At 62.0% G+C, this 834-nt stretch carries 1 protein-coding gene; it reads right to left on the reverse strand.

Annotation, left to right across the window (positions count from 1 at the left end):
- Nucleotides 1-346: 346 nt before the first annotated feature.
- Nucleotides 347-834 (reverse strand): hypothetical protein (locus tag A5695_RS28195; protein WP_231974687.1); only part of this gene is annotated, 488 nt, incomplete at its 5' end.

Genomic DNA, 834 nt, shown 5'->3' on the forward strand with positions numbered 1-834 from the left:
CTTCCTCGGGCTTGTCGTGGGTTCTGGGGGCCATGGTCACTCCTTGATTGCTGGTGTTACTGGCCAGTGGTGGGCGTAGCGGCGATGCACACCACACGCATACTCGAAACGCACACCACCGCCCGTGGTGTCCCAGACTGTGGTGCAGCCGCAGTCATGCTGTTTGCGGTCGACGTAGCGTTCCGTGGTGGGTGCGGTCACCGCTTCGCCTCGTAGTGGGGGCAGCGGCAGCCGATACACGTGGGGAAACCCAGGCGTGGGTGTCCGTGCCATCCGGCTTGGTGTCCGCAGCGGCAGGGTTGAAGTTCCGCCATGGTTACCCTCCCCGTACGAACTCGGGCGCTATCTAGACTTGCTTAGCTTTTTCGCCAAAGCCACGCGATTCATTGACGTGGAGCGGTGCCGTCAGGCGCTCGAGCTCGTCGTCCCACTTGTCAACGGCGGCGAGGTCATAGCGTTTCACCGCCTCGCGGCGCTCGCGAAGAGCCTCACGGATCTGGGGTTCCAGTTCTGCGGCGACGGCATGAAGCTGCGGGATACCAGACCGGCGATATTCCGCATCGAAATTGAGGTGGCACGCCACACAACGGGGCTGGTAACGGTGCGGCTCGAAACTGTATTCGCGGCCTCGTGCGTCGATGATTGCGTTGGCGTCCGTATGGTCATATGACCATTGCTGCGCAGGTTTCCCGCAGTCGACACAGCGGTGCTCTGATGCGTTGCCGCGCTGGTTTTTCACCACTCTGTGCGCGGTGTGGTAGGACGTTCCCCTACGATTATTCATGTCGACCCTCTGCAGTAGGTTCGGCCACACCCCGGGGCTGTTGACGCAGC

Source organism: Mycobacterium sp. E1747, assembly GCF_001667775.1.
Classification (GTDB): Bacteria; Actinomycetota; Actinomycetes; order Mycobacteriales; family Mycobacteriaceae; genus Mycobacterium.